This window comes from Rhodopseudomonas sp. P1, assembly GCF_039642825.1.
Lineage (GTDB): Bacteria > Pseudomonadota > Alphaproteobacteria > Rhizobiales > Xanthobacteraceae > Rhodopseudomonas > Rhodopseudomonas palustris_H.
This window is the reverse complement of record NZ_CP088006.1, coordinates 2,864,433-2,887,425: the sequence shown is the minus strand read 5'-3', so window position 1 is coordinate 2,887,425 and position 22,993 is coordinate 2,864,433. Positions and strand designations below refer to the sequence as shown.

Sequence of the window (22,993 nt, the reverse complement as noted above, 5' to 3'; positions counted from 1 at the left end):
GGCAAGCGCGGCCCACCTGAAAACGGCAATTCCCTGATACTGTTGGGCATCTGATTCGCGTTGCGCGCTTCAAGGCTTTGAGACCATCCGATGGCCAGAAAAACCGACGATCTGGCAGACAGCTTCGCGACCGAGGAAACGGGCGGCTGGCTGACCCGGCTGCTGGCAGATGAAGAAGAGCTCAACACCCAGGACAAGTGGCGCCTGGGATCGTGGGCAATTGCCTCGCTCGGCGCGGTCGTGCTCGCCATCATGGCCGTCCAGAACGTCACCGACCGGCGCCGCGAGCAGACGGCGGCGGCGGACGTCGCCCAGCAGTCACAGATGATCCAGCGCCTCGCCAAGGACACCCAGACGGCGACCAGCCGGCTGATCGCGGCGATCGATTCGCTGAACACTGACCGCGACCGGCTGTATGCGCGCGTCGGCACGCTCGAACAGGGCCTGGACTCGGTCACAGGCTCGATCGCGCGGGTGCAGGCGGTCGGCAGCAAGCCGCACTCACCCGCGGCCGACAATCCGATGGACCGTTGGGGACCGGCCGCAACCCTGCCGGAGATCCCCACCAAAGAGACGCCCCCACCTGCTCCGCCGGTCGCTCCGGTTGAAACCAAGCCGAATACGCCCGCCGCGCCTGCCAAGAAGCTGGGTGCGATCGAGCCTGCGTCCAACGCGGCCGCTCCAGCGTCATCCCCCGCGGTCGCTGCGGCGGCTGCAATGACACCGACTACAGCCAAGCCGGAAGAGCCGGCCGCGGCCCAAGCTCCTGCTGCTGTTGAGGCCAAAAAGCCGTCGGACGACAAGGCGGTGGCGGAAAAACCTCAGGAAAGATCTCGGCTCGACAAGCCGCGGCTGGAGCCGGCCCCGCCGGAGCGGCCCGCGGCGCAGACGACGGCGGCGATGATTTCGACCACGCCGTTGATGCCGTCGCGGTCGATCCTGGCTCCGCCCGATCCCGGCGCGGCCAAGCTGCTCGAACCGAAGGCCGCAACGTCGCCTGAAGAGACCGGCGAAGATGCGGAGGCTGCCGCGGAAACGCCGGCGCCGCGCACTGACTTCGGCGTCGACCTCGGTGCCGCCAATACCGTCGAGGGGCTGCGCGGGTTGTGGCGCAAGCTGTCGAAGACCCAGAAGGCGCTCAAGGGCCTGCAGCCGATCATCATGATCAAGGAAAACGGCAACGCCACCCAGTTGCGGCTGGTCGCCGGTCCGATCGCGGATGCGGCCGCCGCCGCCAAGGTCTGTGCCGCGCTCGGCAGCGCGGACCGGGCCTGTGAAGCGTCGGTCTATGACGGCCAGCGCCTGCCGATGGCGGCGCCTGCGAGCGCGCCCCAACCGGCACCACAGCGCCCGGTGCGCCGGCATCGCGAGCGCGTGACCTTGCAGCAGCCCGAACCGCCGCCGCCTCCGCCGGCACCAGCGCAGGATGCACCTCCGCCGCCACGGCCGGCCACCCTGTCATCGATCCTCGGCATCCGCTAAAAGCTCGGGGCGGCCTCGGTCAGAACGCCGCGTCAGCTTGTTCGCCCTCTCGAAGCGCAGCATAATCACGCTATGAAGAAAAAGCCGTTCCGCCTTACTCCGTATCAGGTGCAATTCCTGCTGATCGTCGGTTTTCTGACCGTCGGCTACGCGCTGTACCTGCGCTACCTCGCGATCGAGCTGTCGACCGTGGCCTTGGCCTGCGACGCCGGATTGCGCTCGATGCTGTGCAAAGCCCGATTGCTGATGACGTATCTGTTTCAGAATTCGGTGTTCGGCATCGCGGCGTTGGTGATCGCGGCGCTGCACTTCATCCGGCCGTCGATCGTGCTGCTCACCGGCGGCGTGATCTGCGCCGGCCTCGGCATCGTGCTCTACAATATCGGCCTGTCGGGGATCGCGATCGGGCTGCTTATTTTGGGGTTTGCGCGACCCGCGCCCGCCACAGCGTGAGCGCGAGCATCGCGTAAACTGCGCAGGTCCACAGCGACTGCCAGTTCTTCGGCCCTTCGTTGAACACCGTGTACAGCGCGCAGACGGCGAACAGGCCGGCGAACGAGGCTTCGGCGATCGGCCGGAGCCCCTGCTGCGGCCGGTTCAGCAGCATCAGCAGGAACAGCGGCACCACCGCCATCGTCAGCGACGCGAACGGGAAGTCGCGGTAGCGCGGATCGAAGGTGAAGCCGAGCGCGGTCTGTGCGCCGATCAACACGGTGACCGCCACAGCCAGACCAAGCGCCCAGGTCGCAAACGAGTGCGACCGGTCTTCGCGCGGCCCGAACAGATCCAGGAAGGTCGGGAGCGGCCGGCCGGACATCAACGCATGCGCGCCAAGGATCGGCGTCAAAATGCCGCTGGCGAGCAGCAGGCTCCACTGCGCCCAGCGTCCGACGCCGTAGCTTTCGACCAGCAGCTTGTCGACCGCGATACCGAGCAGAACGCCGGCGACCGTCGCAGACGTGCCGACCGCCAGCCAGGAGATCAGCCGCGGTGCCCACGGGCGCCGACGCAGCGTCAGGATTGCGGTCAGGAACACCAGAACGCTCAGCGTCATGCCGGCGGCAGCGTCGAGCTTCCAATACGGGAAGTTGCTGATCGGCACGCCGGCCGGATACTTCTCGGCACGGTTGTCGGCGTCGATCAGGCCCCAATAACCGCCGACGGTGCCTTCGAGGTCGCGCTTCCAAGGCTGGTCGTAGGCTTCGATCAGATTGACGCGGAAGTTCTCCGCCTTGGCGAGAGCAAGAATCTCCGAGACCACCCGCGCCTGATTGGCACGCGACGGCAACGCGCCTTCGCGCATCCGGCCGGCGCTCGGCCATCCGGTTTCGCCGATCAGGATTTCCTTGCCCGGGAAGGCGACCGCGACCTGCTTGCGGATCGCGTCGACGTGGTTCGCGGCATAGCGGGCGCGGACCGGCATGTCCTCCCAGTACGGCAGGATATGGATCGTGACGAAATCGACCGCGTCGTAGATCTCGCGGTTACGCAGCCAGTATTCCCAGACGTCCGCATAGGTCACCGGCACCTTGGCCTGCGCCTTCACCAACCGAATGGTCGCAGCCAGGTCCGCCGTCGTCATCTCGCCGCGAAGCAAGACTTCGTTGCCGACCACCAGACCTGTGATCACGTCCGGATAGGCTTTGGTGAGTCCGACCGCGGTTGCGATCTGCGCAAGGTTCTTCGAGCGGTCGTTCGACAGCCAGATGCCCTGCAGCACCTTCAGCCCGACCTTGGCGGCGAGCGGCGGAAGCTGGTCCAGGCCGTTATCGATCGAATAGGTACGAACGCACTTCGAGATCTTGGCGAGCTGCGCCATATCCTGAGCGATCTGCTCGGCGTCGATATGCGTGGTCGGATCGAGCGGCGTCTGCGCGCCGCGGAACGGCGCGTACGAGACGCATTCCAGTTTGGAGTTGGCTTCGATCGGCGCTCGTTCGAGCGTGATCGGCGTGGCGATCCACCACCACACACCGAAGATCATGGCCAACGAGATCGGGATCAACAACAGCGGCGTGCGCAAGGATTTCGATTCCGTCCGTTGCAAAAGGGTCCCGTCGATTAGCCGCTCGCGACCGATCTGCCAAGGCCGCCTTGTGCACTGCGCCGTTCAGCCGCCACGACACCAGACGTTCTTCCGCCATCAATTCGTCGCCATGCACCGAAGGACGAACTGCCATTGCTGGACAAAATCAAAAATGTCCGTCATGGGATTCTGCCGAGGGCCACGCCCTATCGGCGACGAATTCAAGCGGCATCAGGTGGATGGACCGGCGCCGCGATGGCCCGGCAACGAGATCGGGGACACGATGCGACGAGTATTCCTTGAGTTCCAGAACGCGATGCTGCGTTGCCTGGCCGTGAGCGGTCTTGCTCTGTCGGTCGGCGTCGGCGGCGCGATCGCCCAGAGCGGCGATCTGCGCGCCCAGGATCAGACGCAGAAGCCGCCGGCGGCCGCCAACAATCAGCCGGCTCAGTCGACTGCCGACGCGCTCAAGGAAAGCCAGAAGAAGACCGACGAATTCGCCGAGGCTGCGCAGGCGATCAACGGCCCCGCCGGCAATCCCGAATGCGTCTGGCTCGGCCGCCGCGTCGTGGTGCTGATGTGGCGCGACGACCTCGACACCGCATTCCGTCACCTTGATATGTACGATCGCTTCGGCTGCCCGACGGGTCACATTCAGGCGGCATTCAGGTGTGTCGTGCGATCTGGTCCTATCGACCCGAAAGCCCCCGACAGCCTCAGCGGACGCGTGCACGCATGCTGGATCAATCCGACCGCCCAGCAGCAGCCTGCCGCAGCGGCCGCAACGCCTCCCGGTCCGGCCGCCAAGCCGGCGCAAGCGCCTGCCCCGCAGCAACCGACAGCTCCGGCTCCCGCACCTGCGAAATAACTCCGCGGCGCGCTGGAACGTTCGGGATTTTCTCGGGTTTGGTCGCCGGACGCCCTCAATTCGCCATGGGGTCGGCCGAGTTGCTTGGACACGGGGCGCATCCGTACAGTGATGCGCCCACGATGTGGACAGACCTCGGGGACGGGTTAGTCCACCTGCCAAACTGGCCCCTTATGGTTTAGTCGCGATGCGCGCTGTCGTCGCCGTTCTGCTTTTCGTCACCGCCGCTCACGCCGGGCTCTGGGGCCTCCTTCGGGAGAAACAACAAGCCGCCGACTTCACCGGCATGCTACCGAGCGTGTCCTACGCGCCGTTCGATGGCTCCGGCCATCCGGACGTCGACAACTTCCCGACCGCTGAACGGATCCGCTCGGACCTGAAAAAGCTGTCGGCGCAGACCCGCGCCATCCGTCTGTATTCGTCGACCGGCGGTCCCGAGATGGTGCCGCCGATCGCCAACGAGTTCGGCCTGAAGGTCAATGTCGGCGCCTGGATCGACAAGGACGTCACCCGCAACGAGCGCGAGATCCAGGCCGCAATCGACCTCGCCAAGCACAACGCCAATGTCAGCGGCATCGTCGTCGGCAACGAAACGGTGTATCGCGGCGATCAGATCCCGCTGGAAAATCTCGGGCTGAGCGAGGAAGAGCGCTACCGTCTCGTCGCCGAAGAGAACCAGCGGGTCCGCGACGCCGAAGCCCAGCCGGCCGACAAGCGCGACGAAGCGGTGCGCTGGGCCACGGCCGAAAACAATGTCCGCCGCCTCACCCGGCTGATCCAGCGCGTGAAGTCTCAGGTCAAAGCGCCGGTCACCTCTGGCGAAATCTGGAACATCTGGCTCGAGCATCCCGAGCTCGCCTCGTCGGTCGACTTCATCGCCGCGCACGTCCTGCCGTACTGGGAAGGCTTCTCCGCCAAGCAGGCGGTCGATCAGGCGATGATCATCTATCAGAAGCTGCGCGAGGCCTTCCCCGGCAAGCGCATCGTGATCGCAGAATTCGGCTGGCCGAGCGCTGGCTATAACCGCAAGGCCGCGGTGCCCGGTCAGTTCGAGCAAGCGGTGACGCTGCGCAATTTCGTCAGCCGCGCCGACTCGATCGGCATGGAATACAACATCGTTGAAGCGATCGATCAGCCCTGGAAGTTCTTCGAAGGCGGCGTCGGTCCGTATTGGGGCTTCCTCGACGCCTCGCGCCAGCCGAAGTTCGCCTGGACCGGCCCGGTGGTCGATCCGAACTACTGGAAGCTCGCCGGCATCGCGCTGCTGGTCGGCATCCTGCTGTCGCTGCCGATCCTGCAGCTCGCCGCGCCGACGGCGATGCAGACGCTGCTGCTATCGGCGGCCGCCCACGGCGCGGGCGCCTGGGCCGCGACGGTGTTCGCCTATTGGAACGGACATTACTTTTTGTTCGGCTCGGCCTTCGCGCTGACGCTCGGTATGATCCTGCTGGTGCCGCTGGTGGCGATCGCCCTCGCCCGGATCGAGGAAATCTCGGCGGTCGCCTTCGGCCGCAAGCCGCGCCGCCTGATCACCCGCGCCCTCACCGACGCGCAGGAAGCCAAGCGCGCCGCCGCGCTCGCCAAGGGCGAACCGGTGACCTTCCCCAAGGTCTCGATCCACGTCCCGGCATATTTCGAACCGCCGGAGATGCTGAAGCAGACGCTGGATGCGCTGGCGCGGCTCGATTACCCGAACTTCGAAGTCGTGGTGATCATCAACAACACGCCCGACCCGGCCTTTACCCAGCCGATCCAGGATCACTGCCGCGAGCTCGGCGAACGCTTCAAGTTCATCAACGCCGAGAAGGTCAAAGGCTTCAAGGCCGGCGCGCTGCGGATCGCGATGGAGCGCACCGCGGTCGACGCCGAGATCATCGGTATCATCGACGCCGACTATGTGGTGACGCCGGACTGGCTGAAGGACCTCGTTCCCGCGTTCGACGATCCGCGGGTCGGCCTGGTGCAGGCGCCGCAGGAGCATCGCGACGGCGACCGCTCGCTGATGCACTACATCATGAACGGCGAATATGCCGGGTTCTTCGACATCGGCATGGTCCAGCGCAACGAGTACAACGGCATTATCGTGCACGGCACGATGTGCCTGATCCGCCGTGCCGCGATGGACATGGCTGGCGGCTGGTCGAGCGACACCATCTGCGAGGACTCCGATCTCGGCCTTGAGATCATGGAGCACGGCTGGCTCACCCACTACACCAACACCCGCTACGGCTACGGCCTGCTGCCGGACACCTATGAGGCGTTCAAGAAGCAGCGGCACCGCTGGGCCTATGGCGGCTTCCAGATCATCAAGAAGCACTGGCGCCGGTTCCTCCCCGGCAACAGCCGCCTTTCCCGCGACCAGCGCCGCGAATTCGGCCTCGGCTGGCTGAACTGGCTCGGCGCCGAAAGCCTCGGCGTGGTGGTGGCGATCCTCAACCTGATCTGGGTGCCGATCGTGGCGTTCGCCGACATCGCGATTCCCGACAAGATCCTCACCCTGCCGATCATCGCCTCCTTCATCGTCACGCTGGCGCACTTCCTGGTGCTGTACCGGCTGCGGGTGAAGATCGGCGTGCCGCAGATGCTGGGGGCGATGATCGCGGCAATGTCGGTGCAATGGACCGTGTCCCGCGCCGTCGCCCAGGGCCTGATCACCGAGCACCTCGCCTTCGCCCGCACCTCCAAGGGCGGCCTGACGATGATGTCGGTGGAATTCCAGGCGTTCTGGGAAGCCGTGATCGGCGTGCTGCTGCTGATCGGCGCCGCGATCCTGGTGGTCTCCAACAGCAACATCCAGATCACCGAGATCTACATCTTCGCCGGCGTCTTGGTGCTGCAGAGCCTGCCGTTCCTGGCGGCGGTGGCGATCGCGATTCTGGAGAACTCGCGAATCAACCAGTTCGGCTGGTGGACCGCGACCGCGGTGCGGACCGCCGAATTGATCGGCCTGCGCCCCGTCGCGCTGCCGACCCCGATCCCGGCGCCGCAGAAGGTCGCCTCCGAGCTTCACCGCGACGCGTAACCGCGCGTCGCGGCCGTGCGCGCCAGCTGATTGGTTGCACGAGGAAGACTGGATAAATATCTGTGGGCTTGAGCCAATTCGGCTTTTGCTGAGGCTGGCGCCGTCACCGCGGGTATTGACCCCGCCGGCCCCGCCCCCTACACAGCGCCTCACGTGAGCGCGTAGCTCAGCCGGTAGAGCACGTGACTTTTAATCATGGGGTCGAGGGTTCGAGTCCCTCCGCGCTCACCATGATATTTCAATGGGTTATGATGTTTTGCCCCCTATAGCGTACTTCGAAATTCGATTTGGGCCACATGGAGGGCCACTTGGAAACAAAGGTTTTCAGTACTTCTTCGGGACCGCGGTTCGGTGAGCAGCTAAACAACCTCGACCGCTGCCCACACTGTTCAATAGCGAATCCGCACTTTTCTGTTGCTTGGGCTAGTCAGGGACCGATTCCGCGGAAAGACGGCGGGATACCCCAAAACTGGGGCTGCTTTGTCTGCTCATCTTGCGGATCTGTATTAACGGTCAGTGGTAAGGTTCATGGCACCTCTGTGGATTGGACCGGGATGTTTCCACAGTCAAAATCGGCTCATAAAGACCTGCCTGAGGCGGCACGCAAATACTTACAGCAAGCCTTCGAAACGCTACATGCTCCAGACGCTGCAGCCGTCATGGCTGGGAGCGCTGTGGACGCAATGCTTAAAGCCCGCGGCCTCAGTGAAGGCTCGCTTTACTCTCGCATCGATAAAGCCCTTGAGCAGAACTTACTGACCAAGGGTATGGCCGATTGGGCGCACGCGGTCCGATTGGGATCTAATCGCCCTCGACATGCAGACGCCGACAAACCCCACGTTTCTCCTACAGAAGCCAAGCAATCGGTGGAATTTGCAGAGGCCCTCGGCAACTTCCTCTTCGTGCTCACGGCTCAAATTGAACGGGGCTTGGCGAACGCGGGAGCTAAGGGACGACAGCCCCCCGCGCAATCAATCTAGCACCTCATCCACTTATGAATCGGCACTCCACTTTTTCACAGTGACGACCTGCGGGATGTCTCAAAATCGCGTCCAATAATTTCAGGGTAGTTCGATTCTGACCTTTCGGTGGTCATCAACACCGATGTAAGCGTTGCTTCGGAAATGCCGAACCTGCGCGCCAGATCGGCCGTCTTGGCGCCGGCCTCGTGCTCCTTCAGCACCGCGATGATCTGCTCTTCCGTAAACCTGCTCGCTTAATCAGTCCGTCCTCGTCAGGGCCGGACTCCAACTGGAGGAAGGACTCAGGGGAAGGTCAGGCGGTCCGCCACCACAGCCCCCTCTGCCACTCTCTAATAAGAGTCGGCGGAAAGTCCTGAGCCGAACCAGCACCTGGCAGATCAGAAGGTTTATTCCGCAATGGCCATGGCGTGCGAGAATCGAAACCGTCTGGACAAGCAGAAGCCGCAACTGAGAATGCGCGTGAAATGTCATTATAATACCGCCTTACGACCAACGGATCACGCGGCGCTCACGAAAATTTGAGCCGGCTCAATGTTCGGTCGGGGGGAGCGGGTCAATATGCGCGCCATCGAGGGCCGCAATGCGGCTCGGCGATGCGCAGAAACCCCATTATGAGGTCTCAAAATGGCTGACAAGACGCTGACCGGCCTGACGGTCGAGGAGTCCGAAGAGCTCCACAAGCACGTGATCGATGGCACCCGCATTTTCGGTGCGATCGCGATCGTCGCGCACTTCCTCGCCTACGTTTACTCGCCCTGGCTGCACTAATTAGCTGCCCAAAGGAGTATAGAATATGAATCAAGCTCGTATCTGGACTGTGGTGAAGCCGACCGTCGGTCTCCCGCTCCTGCTCGGCAGCGTCACCGTGATCGCGATCCTGGTGCACTTCGCTGTGCTGTCGCACACCACCTGGTTCTCGAAGTACTGGAACGGCAAGGCCGCGGCGATCGAGTCGTCGGTCAACGTCGGCTAATCAATACTGCTCTTCTGAGCTGTGTTGCCAAACCGGGCTCCGAAAGGGGCCCGGTTTTCGTTTGGGAGCACGCTGCCGCGGCGAGCCTTTGAATGCCCTGCCGCGGCGCGCGGTCAGGCCCTCGCCTTCGGCGCGGCCAGCGCGGTCGCGGTGCGCTTGATGGTCTTGGCGACCAGCAGCGCCTGCTCCTTGGTCAGGGCGAAGTCCTGCACGCCCTTCTGGGTGGTCAGCGACAGGATCATCACCTCCGGCTGAGCCTCCGGCCAGCCGGTGGCGAAGGCGGTGACGAAATCGGCCGAGGTCGAGCGCTGGGTCATCGAACGAAACTCCTTGGAAAAGCTCGCGGCTCATTGGCCGAAACCGGCCGCGCTGGCAAGCATCCGCAAGGCTAAGTCGCCCAGGCTGCGTCACCGCGCCGGCACGAACGCCGTCACCTCGAGTTCGACCTTGGCCCGGGGATCGACCAGCCCGCCGATATAGAGCAGCGTCGACGGCGGAAAGTGCCGGCCCAGCGTCTCCTTCCAGGCCGCACCGATTCCGGCTCCAGCGGCCTCGTATTCGGCGCGGCTGGTGAGATACCAGGTCAGCCGTACGATGTGCTCAGGGCCCGCTCCGGCCTCCGCCAGCAGCCGCGTCACGCGCCGCAGCGCCGCGCCGACTTGCGCGGCGAGATCGTCCGATTCGTACTCGCCCTGATCATTGGTGCCGGTCTGCCCCGCCAGCACCAGCCACTGGCCGGGACCGTTGAAGGCGACGCCGTGCGAAAAACCTCGCGGCTTGGCCCATCCATCCGGTTGCAGCACCCGCATCGTCGATCCTCCCTTAGGTCACCGGCTTGTCCGCCGCTTTGACGGCAATTGCGCGCACAAGCGGCGGCGGAAATCAACCGCAGCGGCCGCAGACGGGCCTCTGCGGCGCGGCGGTTGCCAAGCCTGCCGTTGTCGAAGATAGAGCGACCTCAGGAAACGCCGACGCCATCAACGAGCCAAACCGCCGCGATGACCCGCTCTCCCTCGATGTTGAAGGCCGCGCTGTGGATGGCCGGCTGGCTGGCGCTGATGGTGATCGTCGCCGTCGCCGGCCGCGAGACGCTGCGCGAATTGAGCGTGTTTCAGGTAATGGAACTGCGCTCGCTGATCGGCTTCGCGATGCTGTACCCGCTGATCCACAAGGCCGGCGGGCTGACCGCGATGGCGACGGCACGGCCGCTCGCGCATCTGAGCCGCAACCTGGTGCACTACGCCGCGCAGATCGGCTGGTTCTACGCGCTGACGCTGATCTCGATCGGCCAGGTGGTGTCGATCGAGTTCACCATGCCGATCTGGATCGCGATCCTGGCCGCGACCTTCCTCGGCGAACACATGAACGTCTGGAAGATCACCGCCGTGGTGCTCGGGCTGATCGGCGTCGTGGTGATCGTCCGTCCCGCCACCTCTTCGATCGACCCGGGACAATTGATCGCACTCGGCGCCGCCGTCGGCTTCGGCATTTCGGTCACGCTGATGAAATCGCTGACCCGCACCGAGAGCACGCTCGCGATCATTTTCTGGATGCTGACCATCCAGAGCGCTGCCGGCCTGGTGCCGGCGCTGTGGCTGTGGCAATGGCCGTCGGCCTATGTCTGGGCCTGGATTGTGACCATCGCGTTCTGCGGCACGTTCTCGCACTACTGCATGGCGCGGGCGCTGACCTACGCAGACGCCACCATCGTGGTGCCGATGGACTTCCTGCGGGTGCCGCTGTCGGCAACCGCGGGCTGGCTGCTGTATGGCGAGCGGCTCGACGCCTACACGGTGATCGGCGCCGCACTGATCCTGACCGGCAACCTGCTCAATCTGCGCGGCGGACCGCGACCGCCCGCCGCAGCCTCGATCCGGAATGCACGCTAGTCGTTGAGGCCGGCGGCCTTGCGCAGCGCGGCGTTGATGCGATCCTGCCAGCCCGGGCCGCCCTCCTGGAAGTGTTCCAGCACGGCCTGATCGATCCGCAGCGAAACCATCTCCTTCACGCCCGGCACTGCCTGCCGCTTCGGCGGCGCTTCCACCGGCTTGGCCGTAACCTTCTTGAAGGCGGCCTCCGCCTCAGTGCGGGCATCGTTCAGCGTGCGGGGTCGGCGGGGCGGCTGCGACATGGCGGTTTTCTCGGCAGGTTGAGCAGACTTAAGGCGTTGATGTGACTCGTCGAATGACCGGCGAGCCCGCTTCACGACAGTTGAACGAACGCCGCGCATCGCGGCGCACAAGACTCAGCTGTGACAGGCTTCATCACCGGTTGATCACGCCCCCTTGCCGGCCGCAATAGTAATTGAATCGCTAACGATCCTGTTCGCAATCGAGATGTCGGCGGCAAAGCTCGCGCGAGGCGTGCAGTGCAGAATCGAATTTCTCAAAACGAACGCATTTGTGTTGCGACATCGTCAGAGTTCCTAGTGTATAGTTCGTGCAACTGAGGTGGTGATCACTTCAGTCGAACACGTGCCTGACGTTTAGGTTCATTCGAACTCTCAGGCCATTCAACCAGTCAGATCTGTTCAACCAATCAGGTCCAACGCTTTTGGAAGATGAGGAGGTCACGATGCCGGCGATTGCTGAAGTCCTGTCGACCAACGTTCCTCGTCCCGCACCACGCGGCAGCGATCTTCCTACCTGCCCGGTCTGCGCCGACTCGATGGTCGCAGCCGAAGCATCGGCGTATCTCACCGAGAGCGTGGTGAGCTATCTGTGGACCTGCGACACCTGCGGCTATGGTTTCGTGACCAAGCACACGGTGAAACGCTTTTCCTGCAACTAACTCATTCGATCCATCAGGCGTCGGCAGGTTGCGCGGCGAACGGTCGACCGTCGCTCGCGTCGTATATCATCGCGCCGCGATGTCGCCCCGCTCCCAGCCGGCGCGGGTGCGGAGCCTGAACTCTTCGAACTGACCCGCGGCGATCGCGGCGCGGATGTCACGCATCAGCCGTTGATAGTAGGCGATGTTGATCTCCGACAGCAGCATCGCGCCGAGCGTCTCGCTCGACCGCACCAGATGGTGCAGATACGCCCGCGAGTAAGTGCGCGCCGACGGCCAGTCGCTCTCCTCGTCGAGCGGCCGCGGATCGTCGGCGTGCTTGGCGTTACGCAGGTTGATCGGGCCGTACTGCGTGAACGCCAGGCCGTGGCGGCCATTGCGGGTCGGCATCACGCAATCGAACATGTCGATACCGCGCGCCACCGCTTCCAGCATGTCCTCCGGCGTGCCGACGCCCATCAGATAGCGCGGCCGCTCCGCGGGCAGGATCGGCGCCGCCTCCTCGATCATCGCCAACATCACGTCCTGCGGCTCGCCGACCGCGAGGCCGCCGATCGCATAGCCGTGGAAGCCGATGTCGATCAGCCCCTGCGCCGAGGCGTGACGCAGCTCCGGCACGTCGCCGCCCTGCACGATGCCGAACAGCATGTAGCCATCCGGCGCGGTTTCGAAGGCGCGCTTGCAGCGCTCCGCCCAGCGCAGCGACAACTGCATCGCCCGCTCGATATCGGCGTGGTCCGCCGGCAGCCGCACGCATTCGTCGAGCTGCATCGCGATGTCGGAGCCGAGCAGACGCTGCACCTCGATCGCGCGTTCCGGCGACAATTCGATCGCAGCGCCGTCGATGTGCGAGCGGAAGGTCACCGCCTGTTCGTTGACTTTGCGAAGCTGCGCCAGCGACATCACTTGAAAGCCGCCGGAGTCGGTCAGCATCGGACCGTTCCAGGTGGTGAAGCGCTGCAGGCCGCCGAGCGCCGCGATCCGCTCGGCGCCGGGCCGCAGCATCAGGTGATAGGTGTTGCCGAGCACGATATCGGCGCCGGCGTCGCGGACTTCGCGCCAGTGCAGCCCCTTCATGGCGCCCGCGGTGCCGACCGGCATGAAGGCCGGGGTGCGAACGACGCCATGCGGTGTGGTGAGCCGGCCGGTGCGCGCGGCGCCGTCGGTTCCGAGCAGTTCGAAGTGATTGGGCACGGTCATGGGGTGATGTCGTTCCGGAACAGCAGGCTGGCGTCGCCGTAAGAGTAGAACCGATAGCCGGTTCGAATGGCGTGGGCGTAGGCCGCCTGCATGCTGTCGAGACCGCAGAATGCCGACACCAGCATGAACAGCGTCGACCGCGGCAGGTGGAAATTGGTCATCAGCACGTCGACAGCGCGGAAGCGATAGCCCGGCGTGATGAAGATCGAGGTCTCATCGGCGAATGGCGCAATGTGGCCGTCATCGCGCGCCGCACTTTCCAACAAGCGCAGCGACGTCGTCCCCACCGCAACGATCCGGCCTCCCGCCGCACGCGCTGCGTTCAGCGCCTCCGCGGTGCCGGAGCTGATCGTGCCCCATTCGGCGTGCATGCGATGCTCGCTGGTGTCCTCGGCCTTCACCGGCAGGAACGTCCCTGCCCCGACATGCAACGTGATCCGGTGCAGGCCGACGCCCCGCGCGGCGAGCGCAGCTTCGAGCTCGGCGGTGAAATGCAGCCCCGCGGTCGGCGCCGCGACCGCGCCCTCATTGGCGGCGAACATGGTTTGATAATCGGTAGTGTCCTGCGCGTCGGGCGGGCGCTTGGACGCGATATAGGGCGGCAGAGGCGTGGCGCCGATCTCCGCGATCGCCTGGTCGAGCACCGGGCCATGGAACGAGAACGCCAGCGTCACCTCGCCGGCCTCGCCCTTGGCCTCCACAGTGGCGTCGAGATGACCGAGCAGACAGACCCGGCCGTCGTGACCGAAGCGAACGACATCGCCCGGCACCAGCTTCTTGGCGGGTTTGACCAGCGCCTGCCAGCGCGCGCCGTCGAGCCGCTTGATCAGCGTCGCTTCGATCTTTGGCTCGAGGCCGCGGCCGATCCGGCGACCGGTCAGCTGTGCCGCGATCACCCTTGTATCGTTGACCACCAGCTGATCGCCGGGCGCCAGCAGCGACGGCAGATCGCGCACGATCCGATCTTCGAGCGACGCGCCCGGGCGCACCACCAGCATCCGCGCGGCATCGCGCGGGCTCACCGGCCGCAGCGCGATGTTCTCGGCAGGCAGATCGAAATCGAACAGATCGGTGCGCATGATTCCAGTACGTCATTGCCGGGCTCGACCCGGCAATCCATCCTCTTCAAAAAGATGGATGCCCGGGCCTCCGCCGCGCCGAAGAGGGCTACGGCCCCGCAGGCGGGTCAAGCCCGGGCATGACACCTTCATTGTAGTGATGTCAGCCTTAGTTGGCTGACGCGAGCGACGCTTAGGCAGCGTCGGCCGCGATGCTCGCCTTGACGATCTTGTCCGGATCCTTGACCGGCTCGCCGCGCTTGATCTTGTCGACGTTCTCCATGCCTTCGATCACCTTGCCCCAGACGGTGTACTGCTTGTCCAGGAAGCGCGCGTCGTCGAAGCAGATGAAGAACTGGCTGTCGCCGGAGTCCGGATTGGCGGCGCGGGCCATCGACGCGGTGCCGCGGACGTGCGGCTCGGCGTTGAACTCGGCCTTCAGCTTCTTGCCGGAGCCGCCCATGCCGGTGCCCTGCGGGCAGCCGGTCTGCGCCATGAAGCCTTCGATCACGCGGTGGAACACGATGCCGTCGTAGAAGCCCTCGCGCACCAGCTCCTTGATCCGGGCGACGTGGTTCGGCGCCAGATCCGGGCGCAATTCGATCTTCACGGTGCCCTGGGTGGTTTCGAGGATCAGGATGTTGTCGTTATCAGCCATGCTCTCTTCTCTGTTGGTTTGGGACTCTGTCTGCGATCGTCGAACCGCAGCGTGAACGGACGTCCGGCGACGGCGCCCCCCATCGAGGGCGTGAATGGCAGCGGCGTGCATCGCTGCAACGCCTCCATCACCGCAACGCGATAGGCCAGGCTGTCGTCCCGGCCGGCCTCCGGGCTTTCAAAGGTGATCCGCGGCTTGCCGAGGATCTCACCGCTGCGCGTGAAGCTCACCAGCACGGTGATCTGCATGCCGGGATTCCCGGCCGGCAGACGCGGCGGACGCCAGCATTGCTTCATCGCGGAAAACAATGCGTTGAGATTGTCGATCGGCGCGTTCTGCGCAGACGCGGGGCGAACGGCGAAACCGATCGCCCCTGCGATAAAGGCTACCGCGACTGTCGTCAGTCGGCGCGGCAGCATTAAGATCGCCTATTTCACGTCGGAGGCGACCTGGACCTTCACCATCTTATCCGGATCGGTCACGGCGCCGCCGGGCGAGGACGGCGAAGCCTTCTTCAGCTTGTCGACGACATCCATGCCGGACACGACATTGCCGATGACGGTGTACTGGCCGTTCAGGCTCGGGCCGTCGGCGAACATGATGAAGAACTGCGAGTTGGCGCTGTCGACGCTGTCGCCGCGCCGGGCCATGCCGACCACCCCGCGGGTGAACGGCACGTTGGAGAATTCCTGCTTCAGGTTCGGATACTTCGAACCGCCGGTGCCGTTGAAGTTCTGACCGTCGCCGGTCTGCGCCATGAAGCCGCCCATCACCCGGTGGAACGGCACGTTGTTGTAGAAGCCTTCGCGGGCAAGCTGCTTCAGCCGCTCGGCGTGCTTGGGCGCGATGTCGGCGCGGAGCGCAATCACGATGCGGCCCTTGGTGGTGTCGATGACGAGCGCGTTCTGCTTGTCGAGATTGGCGGGCAGCGGCTGCGCCAGCGCCGGCAGCGCGAACAGCAGCGCCGCGAAGAGGCCGATCAGACGGATCATGAAAACTCCGGGTCGGTTAGGCCGGCGAGCCGGCGGCAAACTTGGATGTCAGAGCGGACGCCACCTCGGCCGGAACAAAGGCCGAGACGTCGCCGCCCATCGCAGCGATCTGCCGCACCAGTGTGGCGGTGATCGGGCGCACGCCGACCGAAGCCGGCAGGAAAACGGTATGGATTGCCGGCGCCATGGTCTCGTTCATGCCGGCGATCTGCATCTCGTAGTCGAGATCGGTGCCGTCGCGCAGGCCGCGGATCATGATGGTCGCCCCCACCTTCTCGGCCGCGGTCACGGTGAGATTGTCGTAGGTGGTGCAGCCGAACGCGCAACCGGCCGCCTTGGCGACCGGGCCGAACACCCGTTCGACCATCGCGAGGCGCTCCTCGGTGGTGAACAGCGGCTTCTTGCCGGGATGAATGCCGATCGCCACCACGAGCTTGTCGCACAGCGCCACGGCGTGGCGGACGACGTCGAGATGGCCGTTGGTGACGGGATCAAAAGAGCCCGGATAAAGCGCGATGCGTGACATCCGGCCCGTCTAGCGCGGCGCGCGGGATCGAGCAAGCGGCGCCAGTTCCTTCAAAACTGCAGTCCGGCCGCGGATTTATTTCGCGCTGCGGATCGAACCGGATCGCGGCGTCGCGCGTCTTCTGCATGGTAACGCGAGGCGCCTGAAAACACTCACGTTTTTACAGGTTTGTTTCATGCGCCCGAAAGCCAAGAAACAAATCCCCGCGGTCATGAAACCTGAATGGCCGGGCGATGAAGACATTCTGAAACCAGCGCTGGGTAAACCAGCCGCATCGGGAAGCGACAAAGCACTCCAGGCCGAAACGGCCGGACCATCGAGACGACAGGGGACACCGTCATGATCAAGGCTCTTTCCGTGATCGCGATCGCCGCCTTTGCTGCCGCGGCAGTCACCATTCTTCCGGGCTTTGCCCCGCAGGTCGAAGCCAGCGTTCCGCAGGCTCTGGCCAAGGGCGACCGGCTCGACATCCGTCCCCTCGGCACCGCCTGCTCGGAGCAGGCCTGGCCGAATTTCGAGCCGTCCTGCCTCCGCAACGCCAATGCCAGCCACGCGCCGATCGGTCAGGCGCGGCTGGTGACCGCGGAACGACATTAAGGTTTTGGCGTTATCCGACCGCTAGTTTCCGCAAAGCGCTTCCCTCCAAGGGCGCTCTGTACCGAAGACCCCCGAGTTGCCCCCTCGGGGGTCTTTCGATTCCGGCGATCGTGAAACCGGCTGACGGCGCCACAGCGTGGCGCAGAGGCGGCGAGCGGAACCGCCGCCTTTCCTCGAGCGGCGGCCTAGCCGCCGTTGCCGTTGTCGCCGTCGTCGGTCTCCGGGATGCGCTCGACCGAGACCACCTTCTCGTCATCCGCGGTGTCGAACACGATCACGCCCTGCGTCGAGCGGCCGGCGACGCGGATGCCTTCGACCGGGCAGCGGATCAGCTGGCCGTTGTCGGTCACCAGCATGATCTGGTCGGAGTCCTCGACCGGGAACGACGCTATCAGCTTGCCGTTGCGGCTGTTCACCGACATCGCCACGATGCCTTTGCCGCCGCGCCCGGTGGTGCGGTACTCGAACGACGAGGTCCGCTTGCCGTAGCCGTTCTCCGAGATCGTCAGCACGAACTGCTCGGACGCCGACATCTCGGCATAGCGCTCCTGCGACAGCGCCGCGGACGTATCGCCCTCCTCGGCTTCAGCTTCCGGCGTCTCGATCGGCTCGTTCTCCTCACCGGTCGCGGCACGGCGGATCGCGCCGGACTGCTTCAGATAGGTCGAGCGTTCGGCCGGCGTCGCCTCGAAGTGACGCAGGATGCTGAGCGAGATCACCTTGTCGCCGGACGACAGGGCGATGCCGCGCACGCCCATCGAGGTGCGGCCGCTGAACACGCGCACGTCCGGCACCGGGAAGCGGATGCACTGGCCGCCGGCGGCGGTCAGCAGCACGTCGTCGCGCTCGGTGCAGATCTGGACGTCGACGATCGCCTCGCCCTCGTCGAGCTTCATCGCGATGATGCCGGAGCGGCGGACGTCGACGAAGTCGGACAGCTTGTTGCGGCGGACGTTGCCGCCGGTGGTGGCGAACATCACGTCGAGCTCGCTCCACGACGCTTCGTCCTCCGGCAGCGGCATGATCGTGGTGATGCGCTCGCCCTGCTCCAGCGGCAGGATGTTGATCAGCGCCTTGCCACGGCCGTTCGGCGGCGCGAGCGGCAACCGCCAGACCTTCTCCTTGTAGACCTGCCCGCGCGACGAGAAGAACAGCACCGGTGTGTGCGTCGAGGCAACGAACAGCCGTGAGACGAAATCCTCCTCGCGCGTCGCCATGCCGGAGCGGCCCTTGCCGCCGCGGCGCTGCGCCCGATAGGTCGACAGCGGCACCCGCTTGACGTAGCCGGCGTGCGACACGGTCACCACCATGTCCTCGCGCTGGATCAGGTCTTCGTCTTCGACCTCGCCTTCCTGCTCGACAATCTCGGTCCGGCGCGGCGTTGCGAACTCGGCCTTGACCTCGCCGAGCTCGGTCTTGACGATCGTCTGCACCCGCGCCCGCGAGCGCAGGATTTCCAGATAATCGGCGATTTCGACCGCGAGCTTGTCGAGCTCTTCGGAAATCTCGTCGCGTCCCAGTGCGGTGAGGCGTTGCAGCCGCAGATCGAGGATCGCCTTGGCCTGCTCGAACGACAGCCGCGCGGTGCCGTCCTCGTTGAGCTTGTGGCGCGGATCGTCGATCAGCGTGATCATCGCCGCGACATCCGCCGCCGGCCAGTCGCGCGACATCAGGGTCTCGCGCGCCGTGTTCGGATCGGGCGAATTGCGGATCACCCGAATGATCTCGTCGATATTCGCCACCGCGATCGCGAGGCCGACCAAGATGTGGGCGCGATCGCGCGCCTTGTTGAGCAGGAATTTGGTGCGGCGGGTGACGACCTGTTCGCGGAATGCGACGAAGACCGTCAGCAGATCCTTCAGGTTCATCAGCAGCGGCCGGCCGCCTTCCAGCGCCACCATGTTGGCGCCGAAATTGGTCTGCAGCGGCGTGAACTTGTAGAGCTGATTGAGCACGACTTCCGGAACGGCGTCGCGGCGCAGCTCGATCACCACGCGGAAGCCGTCGCGGTCGGATTCGTCGCGCAGATCGCCGATGCCTTCGATCTTCTTCTCACGCACCAGTTCGGCGATGCGCTCGACCATCGTGGCCTTGTTCACCTGATACGGAATCTCGGTGACGATGATCGCTTCACGGTCCTTGCGGACGGTCTCGATTTCGACCTTGCCACGCATCACGATCGAGCCGCGGCCGGTCTGATAGGCGGCGCGGATGCCGGCGCGGCCGAGGATGATGCCGCCGGTCGGGAAGTCAGGGCCCGGCACGATCTTGTTGAGGTCATCGATCGACAGCGCCGGATCGTCGATCAGCGCGATACAGGCATCGATCACCTCGCCGAGATTGTGCGGCGGGATGTTGGTGGCCATGCCGACCGCGATGCCGCCGGCGCCGTTCACCAACAGGTTCGGGAACTTGGCCGGAAGAACCTGCGGCTCCCGTTCCGAATTGTCGTAGTTCGGCTGGAAGTCGACGGTGTCCTTGTCGATATCGTCGAGCAGCGTCTGCGCGATCTTGGTCAGGCGGGATTCGGTGTACCGCATCGCCGCCGGCATATCGCCGTCGACCGAACCGAAATTGCCCTGACCGTCGATCAGCGGCACGCGCATCGAGAAGTTCTGCGCCATGCGGACCAGCGCGTCGTACACCGACTGGTCGCCGTGCGGGTGATACTTACCGATGACGTCGCCGACGGTGCGCGCCGACTTGCGATACGGCTTGTTCCACTCGAAGCCGTTCTCGTACATCCCGTACAGGATACGGCGATGCACCGGCTTCAGCCCGTCGCGCGCATCCGGCAGCGCTCGCGCCACGATCACGCTCATCGCGTAATCGAGATAGCTGCGCTTCATCTCGTCGAGAATGGATACGGGGCGAATATCCGAGGGCGCCAGCGGCTCCCCGGGCTTCTCGTCGTCTTTGTCGGACAAGGGTGAATTCCGGTCAGAATCTGATCGGATTCGTATAGCGTATCGGGGTGTTGTGAACCACCCTTTCGGGCGCGGTTTTCGAAGGTTTTTCCGTTCGTTTTTCCAAAGGCTTACGGGGCGTTTTCGACGACCGCGAAAAGCCTTCGCGAAAGGCGCCGAAATTGCCGCGACCGGCGCTTCCGCAAAGCGCCGATTCGCGCCCTCAATCCGGCCGCGGCACCGCTCCGAAACGGTCGACCACGACGTCGCGCTTGTTGTCCTCGACCCGCACCGTCATGGCGTATCGGCCGTCGATCAGATCCTTCGCCAGCACCTCGGTGTTGCGATGGAGCCAACTCACGCCGGCACCGTCCGCCGCATCGATCGACAGATCGAGCACGGTGCGGGTGGCGGCCAGGCGCTGCTCGATCGCCAGCAGAAGGTCATCGACGCCCTCGCCGCTCACCGCCGACACCAGAAGGCACGGATGATCCTCGGGCCGGCGTGCCGCGATATTCTTCAACTCGTCGCGCTGCTCGGGCTCGAAGCGGTCGATCTTATTCCAGACTTCGACAATTCGGCCGCTGGCCGCATCGACGCCGAGCTGGCGCAGCACGTTGTCGACGTCGTGCTGCTGCGCTTCGGCATCCTCGTGGCTGATGTCGCGGACGTGCAGGATCAGATCGGCTTCCAGCACCTCTTCCAGCGTCGCGCGGAATGCAGCGACGAGCTGGGTCGGCAGATTGGAGATGAAGCCGACGGTGTCGGACAGCATCGCCTTGCCGCCGTGCGGCAGCTCGATCGCGCGCAGCGTCGGGTCGAGCGTTGCGAACAGCATGTCGGCCGCCTGCACGTCGGCCCGCGTCAGACGGTTGAACAGCGTCGACTTGCCGGCGTTGGTGTAGCCGACCAGCGCGACCACGCGATACGGCACGCGCTGCCGGCCGGCGCGATGCAGCCGCCGCGTCGCCTGCACCTTCTTCAGCTCGGACTCGAGCTTGGTGATGCGCTCGCCGATCAGCCGGCGGTCGGCCTCGATCTGGGTTTCGCCAGGGCCGCCCATGAAGCCGAAGCCGCCGCGCTGGCGCTCGAGGTGGGTCCACGAGCGGACCAGGCGTGAGCGTTGATAGTTGAGATGCGCCAGCTCGACCTGGAGAGTGCCTTCGCGGGTCTTGGCGCGGCGCCCGAAGATTTCCAGGATCAGGCCGGTGCGATCGAGCACCTTGGCGTTCCAGGCCTTCTCCAGGTTGCGCTGCTGGATCGGCGACAGCGCGCAATCCATCACCACGAGGTCGGCTTCGTGCGCGGCAATCAGCCCGACGATCTCTTCGACCTTGCCCTTGCCGAGATAGGTCGCGGGACGAATCTGGCTGATCGGCGTGAGCACCGCCTCGACGACGTCGAGGTCGATGGCGCGCGCAAGACCCGCGGCTTCATCGAGCCGCGCGTCGTTGTCGCGGACAGCCGTATCCGCGGCGTCCGGATCGCCCCGACGCGCGCGCAAATACGGACCGACAACGATGACTCGTCCGGTCTCTCCGCCCTGCCCCGATCGCGGACGATCGGCGCCCCCGTCAATGCTGCGGGGTTCCAATCAGGCCCGCCTCAAGCTGGCGAGTCCTCGCCGCTTTCGAACAGCTGGATCGGCGCCCCCGGCATGATCGTCGAGATCGCGTGTTTGTAGACGAGCTGCGAATGACCGTCGCGCCGCAACAAAAGGCAAAAATTATCGAACCAGGTGACAATACCCTGCAACTTCACCCCGTTGACCAGAAAGATCGTCAGGGGAGTCTTTGTCTTGCGTACGTGGTTGAGGAAAGTGTCTTGAAGGTTTTGTGCGCGGTCTGCCGCCATTTTTTATCCCGCAATTGGTTTTGTCTTTTCTTGCCGGTGCGCGTCTCTCTATCGGAGCTCCACCCCGGTTGCCGACTCCTCCGAGATCCCCCTCCGGAAGCCGACATCCGATTAGAGGGTAGGCATGGCTTTTAAGCAAGCAACTAAAACCCCGACTGGATGCTCCCCGCGCCGCAAAGCTTAAGAAAACACCGCAAATCGGTGAAACTGCTCTCTTAGACGTTTGGCCAATGCGCCCGGCTTGCCGTCGCCAATCGGCTGCCCGTCGATCGCCACCACCGGCATCACGATCTGGCTGGACGCGGTGACGAATGCCTCGGCGGCACTGGCGGCCTCGGCCGGCGTGAACGGCCGCTCCTCGAACCGAACTTGCAGCGCTTCGAACGCATCCATCAGCACCGCACGAGTGACGCCGGGGAGAATGCCGGCCTCGGCCGAGCGGGTCACCACCCGGCCCTCTTTGGTGACGATCCAGGCGTTGCTGGAGGAGCCTTCGGTGACATAACCGTCGCGGTCGAAGTACCACGCCTCATAGGCACCGGCCTCGCGCGCCGCCTGCTTGGCCAGCACGTTGGGTAGCAGCGCCGTCGACTTGATATCGACCCGCGGCCAGCGGTTCTCCGGCAGCGTGATCACCTTGATGCCGTGGGCGGCATTGGCCTGCCCCTTGGCCGGATCGAGGCTGCGCGCCGTCACCACCACGGCGGGCTTCACCGACGCGGCTGGAAAACCGTGATCGCGCCGCGCCACGCCACGCGTGACCTGCAGATAGACGATGCCATGGTTCACCCGGTTGCGCCGCACCACTTCGTGCATCACGACCGACAAGGCCGAAAGAGGCATCGGCTCCTTGATCCGCAATTCGCCGAGCGAGCGTTGCAGTCGCGCCAAGTGCCGTGGCATGTCGACCAGCTTGCCGCCGCGGACTTCGCAGACTTCATAGACGCCGTCAGCGAACTGATAGCCGCGATCTTCGATGTTCACGCTCGCATCGCGCATGTCGAGATAACGGCCGTTGACATAGGCGATGCGCGACATCGATTGAATCCAGGTCTGAG

Annotated in this window: 24 protein-coding genes, 1 tRNA gene and 1 pseudogene; 11 read left to right on the top strand and 15 right to left on the bottom strand. The window is 64.7% G+C overall.

All coding sequences use genetic code 11. The features are described 5' to 3' along the window. Positions 1-90 precede the first annotated feature (90 nt). Positions 91-1,482 (top strand): SPOR domain-containing protein, encoded by a 1,392-nt coding sequence (locus LRC39_RS13360; RefSeq protein ID WP_346294622.1) that lies wholly within the window; start codon positions 91-93, stop codon positions 1,480-1,482. Positions 1,483-1,554: 72 nt separating this feature from the next. Then, on the top strand, positions 1,555-1,935 hold the full coding sequence (locus LRC39_RS13355) for a hypothetical protein (protein WP_107344588.1): 381 nt from the start codon (positions 1,555-1,557) through the stop codon (positions 1,933-1,935). On the opposite strand, the gene LRC39_RS13350 is transcribed toward LRC39_RS13355, so the two are convergent. Continuing rightward, the gene (locus LRC39_RS13350) at positions 1,895-3,466 is read right to left on the bottom strand and encodes a beta-(1-6) glucans synthase (protein WP_263988481.1); all 1,572 of its coding nucleotides are present in this window, start codon (positions 3,464-3,466) and stop codon (positions 1,895-1,897) included. The two genes, LRC39_RS13355 and LRC39_RS13350, sit on opposite strands and share 41 nt — an antisense overlap. 325 nt (positions 3,467-3,791) lie before the next feature. On the opposite strand from LRC39_RS13350, the gene LRC39_RS13345 reads away from it, so the two are divergent. The 4 genes from LRC39_RS13345 (at position 3,792) to LRC39_RS24590 (ending at position 8,378) form a co-directional block, all read left to right on the top strand. Next, on the top strand, positions 3,792-4,376 hold the full coding sequence (locus tag LRC39_RS13345) for a beta-1-3, beta-1-6-glucan biosynthesis protein (RefSeq protein WP_346297507.1): 585 nt from the start codon (positions 3,792-3,794) through the stop codon (positions 4,374-4,376). A gap of 187 nt (positions 4,377-4,563) precedes the next feature. Continuing rightward, positions 4,564-7,398: a glycosyltransferase gene (locus tag LRC39_RS13340; protein ID WP_263988480.1), complete on the top strand. Its 2,835-nt coding sequence runs from the start codon at positions 4,564-4,566 to the stop codon at positions 7,396-7,398. A gap of 155 nt (positions 7,399-7,553) precedes the next feature. After that, positions 7,554-7,629: transfer RNA gene (locus LRC39_RS13335), tRNA-Lys, on the top strand. A gap of 65 nt (positions 7,630-7,694) precedes the next feature. Beyond that, positions 7,695-8,378 (top strand): DUF4145 domain-containing protein, encoded by a 684-nt coding sequence (locus LRC39_RS24590; protein WP_430624891.1) that lies wholly within the window; start codon positions 7,695-7,697, stop codon positions 8,376-8,378. A gap of 131 nt (positions 8,379-8,509) precedes the next feature. Here the strand turns inward: LRC39_RS24590 and LRC39_RS13330 are convergent. Next, positions 8,510-8,608: pseudogene (locus LRC39_RS13330) on the bottom strand (transposase); the annotation flags it as partial. A gap of 397 nt (positions 8,609-9,005) precedes the next feature. Here LRC39_RS13330 and pufB point away from each other — a divergent pair. Both pufB and LRC39_RS13320 read left to right on the top strand, forming a co-directional pair. Then, complete coding sequence (pufB, locus tag LRC39_RS13325) at positions 9,006-9,149, top strand: light-harvesting antenna LH1, beta subunit (protein WP_011158204.1); 144 nt, start codon at positions 9,006-9,008, stop codon at positions 9,147-9,149. A gap of 25 nt (positions 9,150-9,174) precedes the next feature. Further along, positions 9,175-9,354: a light-harvesting protein gene (locus tag LRC39_RS13320; protein WP_011158203.1), complete on the top strand. Its 180-nt coding sequence runs from the start codon at positions 9,175-9,177 to the stop codon at positions 9,352-9,354. A gap of 113 nt (positions 9,355-9,467) precedes the next feature. Here LRC39_RS13320 and LRC39_RS13315 read toward each other — a convergent pair whose 3' ends face one another. Beyond that, complete coding sequence (locus LRC39_RS13315; protein WP_011158202.1) at positions 9,468-9,671, bottom strand: hypothetical protein; 204 nt, start codon at positions 9,669-9,671, stop codon at positions 9,468-9,470. 90 nt (positions 9,672-9,761) lie between these two features. Next, a complete protein-coding gene (locus tag LRC39_RS13310) occupies positions 9,762-10,163 on the bottom strand; it encodes a RidA family protein (protein WP_011158201.1) in 402 nt (133 codons plus the stop codon). Positions 10,164-10,352: 189 nt separating this feature from the next. Between LRC39_RS13310 and LRC39_RS13305 the strand changes: the two genes are divergently transcribed. Continuing rightward, positions 10,353-11,243 (top strand): DMT family transporter, encoded by an 891-nt coding sequence (locus LRC39_RS13305; protein ID WP_346294621.1) that lies wholly within the window; start codon positions 10,353-10,355, stop codon positions 11,241-11,243. Here the strand turns inward: LRC39_RS13305 and LRC39_RS13300 are convergent. Then, a complete protein-coding gene (locus LRC39_RS13300) occupies positions 11,240-11,485 on the bottom strand; it encodes a BrnA antitoxin family protein (RefSeq protein WP_346294620.1) in 246 nt (81 codons plus the stop codon). The two genes, LRC39_RS13305 and LRC39_RS13300, sit on opposite strands and share 4 nt — an antisense overlap. Before the next feature lie 443 nt (positions 11,486-11,928). Here LRC39_RS13300 and LRC39_RS13295 point away from each other — a divergent pair, with 443 nt between their 5' ends. Then, entirely contained in the window at positions 11,929-12,144 is a 216-nt protein-coding gene (locus LRC39_RS13295) for a hypothetical protein (RefSeq protein ID WP_264052270.1), read from the top strand. A gap of 66 nt (positions 12,145-12,210) precedes the next feature. Here LRC39_RS13295 and tgt read toward each other — a convergent pair whose 3' ends face one another. From tgt to coaD, 6 genes are all read right to left on the bottom strand, one after another. Then, complete coding sequence (gene tgt, locus LRC39_RS13290) at positions 12,211-13,344, bottom strand: tRNA guanosine(34) transglycosylase Tgt (RefSeq protein ID WP_107355681.1); 1,134 nt, start codon at positions 13,342-13,344, stop codon at positions 12,211-12,213. Further along, positions 13,341-14,423, bottom strand: coding sequence for a tRNA preQ1(34) S-adenosylmethionine ribosyltransferase-isomerase QueA (gene queA / locus LRC39_RS13285; RefSeq protein ID WP_346294619.1), 1,083 nt, complete (start codon positions 14,421-14,423; stop codon positions 13,341-13,343). The genes tgt and queA overlap by 4 nt, the downstream gene beginning before the upstream one ends. 172 nt (positions 14,424-14,595) lie before the next feature. After that, a complete protein-coding gene (locus tag LRC39_RS13280; RefSeq protein ID WP_107355679.1) occupies positions 14,596-15,060 on the bottom strand; it encodes a peptidylprolyl isomerase in 465 nt (154 codons plus the stop codon). Beyond that, the gene (locus tag LRC39_RS13275; protein WP_346294618.1) at positions 15,036-15,479 is read right to left on the bottom strand and encodes a hypothetical protein; all 444 of its coding nucleotides are present in this window, start codon (positions 15,477-15,479) and stop codon (positions 15,036-15,038) included. The genes LRC39_RS13280 and LRC39_RS13275 overlap by 25 nt, the downstream gene beginning before the upstream one ends. Positions 15,480-15,488: 9 nt before the next feature. Continuing rightward, the gene (locus LRC39_RS13270) at positions 15,489-16,052 is read right to left on the bottom strand and encodes a peptidylprolyl isomerase (RefSeq protein WP_346294617.1); all 564 of its coding nucleotides are present in this window, start codon (positions 16,050-16,052) and stop codon (positions 15,489-15,491) included. A gap of 16 nt (positions 16,053-16,068) precedes the next feature. Next, on the bottom strand, positions 16,069-16,578 hold the full coding sequence (gene coaD / locus LRC39_RS13265) for a pantetheine-phosphate adenylyltransferase (protein WP_346294616.1): 510 nt from the start codon (positions 16,576-16,578) through the stop codon (positions 16,069-16,071). A gap of 339 nt (positions 16,579-16,917) precedes the next feature. On the opposite strand from coaD, the gene LRC39_RS13260 reads away from it, so the two are divergent. Continuing rightward, entirely contained in the window at positions 16,918-17,175 is a 258-nt protein-coding gene (locus tag LRC39_RS13260) for a hypothetical protein (protein WP_107344575.1), read from the top strand. A gap of 185 nt (positions 17,176-17,360) precedes the next feature. Here the strand turns inward: LRC39_RS13260 and gyrA are convergent, their stop codons facing one another. The 4 genes from gyrA to LRC39_RS13240 all read right to left on the bottom strand — a co-directional run bounded on the left by gyrA (position 17,361) and on the right by LRC39_RS13240 (position 22,973). Next, positions 17,361-20,102: a DNA gyrase subunit A gene (gene gyrA, locus LRC39_RS13255; protein WP_346294615.1), complete on the bottom strand. Its 2,742-nt coding sequence runs from the start codon at positions 20,100-20,102 to the stop codon at positions 17,361-17,363. A gap of 202 nt (positions 20,103-20,304) precedes the next feature. After that, positions 20,305-21,675, bottom strand: coding sequence for a GTPase HflX (gene hflX, locus LRC39_RS13250; protein WP_263988440.1), 1,371 nt, complete (start codon positions 21,673-21,675; stop codon positions 20,305-20,307). A gap of 11 nt (positions 21,676-21,686) precedes the next feature. After that, positions 21,687-21,935: an RNA chaperone Hfq gene (hfq, locus tag LRC39_RS13245; protein ID WP_011158147.1), complete on the bottom strand. Its 249-nt coding sequence runs from the start codon at positions 21,933-21,935 to the stop codon at positions 21,687-21,689. 180 nt (positions 21,936-22,115) lie between these two features. Next, a complete protein-coding gene (locus LRC39_RS13240) occupies positions 22,116-22,973 on the bottom strand; it encodes a D-amino-acid transaminase (RefSeq protein WP_346294614.1) in 858 nt (285 codons plus the stop codon). Positions 22,974-22,993 lie beyond the last annotated feature (20 nt).

Coding starts and splice junctions, on each gene's coding strand:
- LRC39_RS13360 (WP_346294622.1), top strand. CDS start 91: ATGGCCAGAAAAACCGACGATCTGGCAGACAGCTTCGCGACCGAGGAA.
- LRC39_RS13355 (WP_107344588.1), top strand. CDS start 1,555: ATGAAGAAAAAGCCGTTCCGCCTTACTCCGTATCAGGTGCAATTCCTG.
- LRC39_RS13350 (WP_263988481.1), bottom strand. CDS start 3,466: ATGATCTTCGGTGTGTGGTGGTGGATCGCCACGCCGATCACGCTCGAA.
- LRC39_RS13345 (WP_346297507.1), top strand. CDS start 3,792: ATGCGACGAGTATTCCTTGAGTTCCAGAACGCGATGCTGCGTTGCCTG.
- LRC39_RS13340 (WP_263988480.1), top strand. CDS start 4,564: ATGCGCGCTGTCGTCGCCGTTCTGCTTTTCGTCACCGCCGCTCACGCC.
- LRC39_RS24590 (WP_430624891.1), top strand. CDS start 7,695: ATGGAGGGCCACTTGGAAACAAAGGTTTTCAGTACTTCTTCGGGACCG.
- pufB (WP_011158204.1), top strand. CDS start 9,006: ATGGCTGACAAGACGCTGACCGGCCTGACGGTCGAGGAGTCCGAAGAG.
- LRC39_RS13320 (WP_011158203.1), top strand. CDS start 9,175: ATGAATCAAGCTCGTATCTGGACTGTGGTGAAGCCGACCGTCGGTCTC.
- LRC39_RS13315 (WP_011158202.1), bottom strand. CDS start 9,671: ATGACCCAGCGCTCGACCTCGGCCGATTTCGTCACCGCCTTCGCCACC.
- LRC39_RS13310 (WP_011158201.1), bottom strand. CDS start 10,163: ATGCGGGTGCTGCAACCGGATGGATGGGCCAAGCCGCGAGGTTTTTCG.
- LRC39_RS13305 (WP_346294621.1), top strand. CDS start 10,353: ATGACCCGCTCTCCCTCGATGTTGAAGGCCGCGCTGTGGATGGCCGGC.
- LRC39_RS13300 (WP_346294620.1), bottom strand. CDS start 11,485: ATGTCGCAGCCGCCCCGCCGACCCCGCACGCTGAACGATGCCCGCACT.
- LRC39_RS13295 (WP_264052270.1), top strand. CDS start 11,929: ATGCCGGCGATTGCTGAAGTCCTGTCGACCAACGTTCCTCGTCCCGCA.
- tgt (WP_107355681.1), bottom strand. CDS start 13,344: ATGACCGTGCCCAATCACTTCGAACTGCTCGGAACCGACGGCGCCGCG.
- queA (WP_346294619.1), bottom strand. CDS start 14,423: ATGCGCACCGATCTGTTCGATTTCGATCTGCCTGCCGAGAACATCGCG.
- LRC39_RS13280 (WP_107355679.1), bottom strand. CDS start 15,060: ATGGCTGATAACGACAACATCCTGATCCTCGAAACCACCCAGGGCACC.
- LRC39_RS13275 (WP_346294618.1), bottom strand. CDS start 15,479: ATGCTGCCGCGCCGACTGACGACAGTCGCGGTAGCCTTTATCGCAGGG.
- LRC39_RS13270 (WP_346294617.1), bottom strand. CDS start 16,052: ATGATCCGTCTGATCGGCCTCTTCGCGGCGCTGCTGTTCGCGCTGCCG.
- coaD (WP_346294616.1), bottom strand. CDS start 16,578: ATGTCACGCATCGCGCTTTATCCGGGCTCTTTTGATCCCGTCACCAAC.
- LRC39_RS13260 (WP_107344575.1), top strand. CDS start 16,918: ATGATCAAGGCTCTTTCCGTGATCGCGATCGCCGCCTTTGCTGCCGCG.
- hfq (WP_011158147.1), bottom strand. CDS start 21,935: ATGGCGGCAGACCGCGCACAAAACCTTCAAGACACTTTCCTCAACCAC.
- LRC39_RS13240 (WP_346294614.1), bottom strand. CDS start 22,973: ATGTCGCGCATCGCCTATGTCAACGGCCGTTATCTCGACATGCGCGAT.